Origin of the sequence: Conexibacter stalactiti, assembly GCF_033542075.1 — a bacterium.
GTDB lineage: Bacteria > Actinomycetota > Thermoleophilia > Solirubrobacterales > Solirubrobacteraceae > Conexibacter > Conexibacter stalactiti.
Map to the genome: position 1 here is coordinate 1 of NZ_JAWSTH010000187.1, position 4,873 is coordinate 4,873.

The 4,873-nt window shown below is 76.6% G+C and carries 2 protein-coding genes and 1 pseudogene; all 3 read right to left on the bottom strand.

What is annotated here, in order from left to right; genetic code table 11:
- Nucleotides 1–1,548, bottom strand: a 1,548-nt coding sequence (locus R7226_RS30930) for a glycosyltransferase family 2 protein (RefSeq protein WP_318601398.1), incomplete at its 3' end; no start/stop codon positions are given.
- The gene (locus tag R7226_RS30935; RefSeq protein WP_318601399.1) at nucleotides 1,545–4,565 is read right to left on the bottom strand and encodes a glycosyltransferase family 39 protein; all 3,021 of its coding nucleotides are present in this window, start codon (nucleotides 4,563–4,565) and stop codon (nucleotides 1,545–1,547) included. The genes R7226_RS30930 and R7226_RS30935, both read right to left, overlap by 4 nt.
- A pseudogene (locus tag R7226_RS30940) lies at nucleotides 4,562–4,873 on the bottom strand (hypothetical protein); the annotation flags it as partial. The gene R7226_RS30935 and the pseudogene R7226_RS30940, both read right to left, overlap by 4 nt.

Here is a 4,873-nt window from a genome sequence, read left to right on the forward strand (position 1 = left end):
CCGCTCGCGCTCGGCCGTCCGCGAGGCGTCGGCGCGCGCCGCGGCCGCCGCCGCGACCGCCTCGCTGCCGCGCAGCGCCGGCCACACGCCGCTCGCCAGCACGCAGACGTGCAGCGCCGCGAACGCGACGTTGTTGAGCGTCGCCGGCCCCTGGTCGCGCGCGAGGCCGTAGAGCGCGATGCCGACGAGCACCGCCATCACCGCCAGCGGCACCGCGACCGCGCGCGGCTGACGGCCGGCGGCGCCCTGCTTCGGCGTCACGACGAAGCGGCCTCTGCGGCCGGCGAGCACGAGCAGCGACGCGTGCACGTGGATCCACGCGCTGGCCGCCTGCAACGCGTACGCAGCGAAGCGATAGGAGCCGCCGCCGGCCAACGCGACCATCCACAGCGCGAGTCCGAAGTAGGGCGCGAAGTGGAGCAGGAACTGGTCGGCCGTCGCGCCTGCGAGCGGCTGCGCGCCGGTCGCGATCCGGATCACCGGGAAGGCCATGTACACCAGCAGCGTCCAACCGGAGAGGAAGAACATCGAGGACAGCAGGTAGTGCGTCTTCAGCCGCCACGGCATCTGCGCGCGCAGCACGGTGCGGATCGACGAGAGGCAGCCGCGCGCCCAGCGATGCTGCTGGCCGACGTAGGCGGCCATGTCCTCGGGCCCGAGCCCGTCGGCGAGCACGCGCGGCAGGTAGGCCGATCTCCAGCCCTGCTCGTGCAGCTTCACCGACAGCTCGAAGTCCTCCGTCAGCGACGACTCCGGGAAGCCGCCGGCCTGCTCCAGCGCGGCGCGGCGGAAGACGACGTTGGTGCCGCAACAGAACATCGCGTCGTGGCCGTCCTTGCCGCGCGCGATCGCGCCGAAGAACAGCGCCTGCTGGCTCCACGCGGCGGCCGCGACGCCGCCGCGGCCGGCGTTGGCGTAGTGCTGCGGCGTCTGCACGAAGGCGAGCCGGCGGTCCTCGAAGTGGCCGAGCGTCGCGGTCAGGAAGTCGCGCCGCGGGACGTGGTCGCAGTCGAGGATCACGACGAACGGCGCCTGCGTCAGCGCGAGCGCGTCGTTGACGTTGCCGGCCTTCGCGCCCGTGTCGCGCGGGCGCCGCAGATAGCCGGCGCCGTGACGTTCGGCGAGCGCCCGCATCGCGTCGTCGCCGCCGTCGTCGAGCAGGTGGACGGTGACGCGCGCGCCGGGCAGCGCGACGGCGGCCGCGATCGTCGGCTCGACGACCTCGACCGGTTCGCCGTAGACCGGCACCAGCACGTCGACGTCCGGTTCGCGCACGCCGCTCCAGGCGCGCGGCTCGCGGACGCGCTCGCGCGAGCAGGTCCACCAGAAGCCGGCGGCCTGCACGACGTTGAACAGCTCGGCGGCGACCAGCAGCGCGTACAGCGCCGGGTTGCCGACGCGCTCGGGCGTCAGCAGCCAGGCGAAGTAGAACAGCGTCAGCGGCGCGGCGAGGCCGATCAGGAAGCGCACGCGCAGGCGGTGACGCCGGGTCGGCGGCGCCGCGCTCCACGAGGGCGGGTTCAGGCGGGGATCGGTCGTCTGCGTCATCGGCGGAACTCCCAGACCCGCACCTGCGCCAGTCTCCACGTGCGCACGAGCGTGCGCGTCTCTCTGAGCTTCTCGACGAGCCCGCCGGTCGACGCCGCGAAGGCCGGCTTGTCGAGGAAGCTGCCGAGCACGAACAGCGTCGCGTCTCTGCGCTTCGGCAGGTCCCTCCCCATCGGCTGCGCGTTGACGCCGGGCGCGTAGTAGGAGATCACGTCGGTCAGGTAGTCGGGGTTGTAGATCAGGACGTCGTGCGGTCCGGCGCGGCGCTCGACCGCCTCGAGCGCGCCGCGGAAGTCGTAGAGGCGCGGGTTGGCGCCGTTGACCTGCTGGTCGAGCAGCCCGCCGGCGAGCGTCGCGGCGAAGGCGGCGACCAGCAGCCCGGTCGCCAGCCGGCTCGCGGCCCAGCTCGTCAGCGCGCGTGCGACCAGCAGCAGCAGCATCGGCACGGCGGCGATGAAGTAGCGGACCTCGAACAGCGCCGGCTTCAGCTCGCCGACGGCGAACAGCGCCGCCGCCGGCAGGATCGCGACCGCCGCGACAAGCGCCGTGCCGCGCGAGCGGCCGCGGCCGAGCAGCAGCAGCGCCAGCAGCATCCCGGCCGGCCAGAGGGCGGTCAGGTTGGCCATCAGGCTGTCGGAGTGGTAGCCCCACAGCGCCCACACGAGGTTCGTGATCGCGCCGTAGACCGACGGCTGCTGGGCGGTGCCGCCCTGCGCGACGCCGGCGCCGGCCTGCGCCGGCGAGTCGAAGCCGCGCCCGGCCGCCTCGTTGGCGCTGAACTGCGCGTGCGCGAAGTCGAGCAGCGGCAGCAGCGCGAGCGCGATCACCGCGCCGCTGATCAGCCAGCCGCGCAGAAAGGCGTTGCGGGCGGCGATCTTCGCCTCGGCGTCACGCTCGTCGGCGCGCGCCCGGCGGGCCGCGCCGAGGCGCGACCAGCCGGTCAGCGCGAAGGCGGCCTGCTGGACGCCGACGACGAGGATCGCGAAGTACTGGTCGTACAGCAGCAGCACGGTCGCGACGGCGTAGAGCGCCCAGTCGCGCGTGCGGCCGCCGTGCTCGGTGATGCGCACCTGCGCCCACACCGCCAGCAGCGCGAACAGCATGAAGAAGGCGTACATGCGCGCCTCGGCCGAGTACCAGACGACGAACGGCGCGACGGTGCCGAGCACCGCGGCGGCGACGCCGGCGCGGCGGTCCCAGAGATCGCGCGCGGTCGCGTAGAGGAGCGGCACGAGCGCGGTGCCGGCGATCAGCGAGGGGACGCGGACGGCCAGCTCACCGGTCCCGAACGCCCGCACGGTCAGCCACATCGAGATGTGATGCAGCGGCGGGTGGACGTCGGTCGCGCGCAGGCGGTCGAGCATCTCGCCGAACGGCAGCTGCGCCTGCTGGATCGAGGTCGCCTCGTCGAGCCAGATGCCGCGCAGCGCCAGCAGCCGCAGCGCGGCGGCGGCGACGGTCGCGAGCACGACCGCGAGGAAGACAGGATCGCGCGCGAGCCCCGCGAGCCGCTGCGCCGCCGCGCGCGTGCCGCCGGCGAGGTCGGGTGCCGGGAAGCGGATGACGGTCGCGCCGTCTCCACCGCGGAGGGCGGCGAGCGTCCACGCGGCGAGCACGGCGGTCAGCGCGGCGGCGCTGACGACCGTCGCGCGGGCGATCCCGGCGGCATCGTCGGCCGTCGCCGCCAGCAGCGTCGCCTGCAGCGCGACGGCGGCGCCGATCGGCCACAGCAGCGCGCGACCGCGGCCGCGCGCGCAGGCGTCGGCGACGAGCACGCGCGCGATCCCGAGCAGCGCCATCGCGCCGACGTAGGGGCCGACGAGCGGTGCGACAGGACCGTAATCGGCGCCGAAGGCGTCGCGCAGCAGGTCGGCGGGAGCGAGCGCGGCGATCGTCGTCGCGCCGCCGCCGAGCAGCGCCGCGACGACGAGCGCGACCGGCAGCGCCCGGCGGTCGCCGCCCGCGGCGCGCGGCAGCAGCATCAGCGGCACGGTCGTGGTCGCGAAGGCGGCGATCCCGCCGAGCGTCGAGACGACGGCGAACCGCCCGGCCTCGCCGTCGGGCAGCAGCGCCTGCGCGAACAGCACGTCCTGACTCTGCACGAGCGCGAGCAGCAGGAAGGCGGTGACGGCCGGCCAAGCGCGGCGGGCGGCGTTCGCCTCAGGCGCGTGGCTCGGCGCAGCCGCGCGCGCGGTGCCCGGCACGACCTCGCGCGCGGTGCCCCGCGTGACCTCACGCGCGGTGCCCCGCGCGACCTCACGCGCGGTGCCCCGCGTGACCTCACGCGCGGTGCCCCGCGTGACCTCACGCGCGGTGCCCGGCGCGATCTCATGCGCGGCTTGGGGCGCGGCGCCACGCCCGGCCCACCAGGCGACGCCGAGGCCGACCCAGCCGGCGGCAGCGACCGCGAAGGCACCGCCGATCGCGCCGCAGGGGATCGCGAGCAGGACGCCGAGCGTCAGCCGCACGCCGGGCTCGGCGAGCAGGCTGGCGACGACGCCGCGCGCGCGGCGCAGGCCGTAGAGGCGGCCGCGTTCGAGCGCGATCGGGCCGGCCGCCGGCGCGGCGACGGCAAGCGCCAGCAGCAGCGGGAGCGGCAACGACAGCAGCAGGCTGAGCGGCCAGGCGAGCGCGGCCAGCGCGAGACCGGCGGCAGCGCCGATCCGCCACAGACGGCGCCGCAGCGGGGGCACGGCGGCCGGCGCCAGCGCGCCGCCGGCGCTGAGGCTGGCGAGCGGCATGTGCAGCAGCAGGTAGAGCGCGAGGAAGGCCGCGAGCTGCGCGAACGCGCCCGGTGCCAGCAGGCGCGCGGCGACCAGCGAGAAGGCGAGGTTGCCGGCGCCGGCGGCGAGCTGCCCGGCGGCGACGCCGAGCTGCTCCCCCGCGACGGCGCGCAGCCGCGCCGGCGGGAGCGCCGCGCCGCGCGCGGAACCGCCAGCATCGGCGGCGCCACCCGCGGTGCCGCCAGCGCGGACGCCGCCCACGGCGCGCGCGGTCTGAGTCGTCGTCGCGCTCATGCGGAGACCTCCGCATCGGCATACGCCGACGGGCGCAGCGGCAGCTCGGCGAGGTCGTCGCCCTCGCGCGGCGTGACGCGGCCGCGGCTCAGCAGCAGCCGCAGGAGGCGGAAGCTCTCGGCGGCCGTGGCGCGCTCGGCGGCGACCGCCGCGCGCGGCGCCGGCGGCTGCGCGAGCGCATCGGCCAGCGCACGCGCCAGCTCGGGCGCGGGCGCGTCGGCGCGGGCGGCCGGCTGACCGGGTCGCCGCGCCCGGCCGGCGGGCTTCTGCTCGTGCGCGCGGGCCGGGGACGGCACGCCGGCGGGGGC

What these genes read in the sequence shown, in the direction of transcription:
- R7226_RS30935 (WP_318601399.1), bottom strand. Translation starts at nt 4,565, where the DNA reads ATGAGCGCGACGACGACTCAGACCGCGCGCGCCGTGGGCGGCGTCCGC.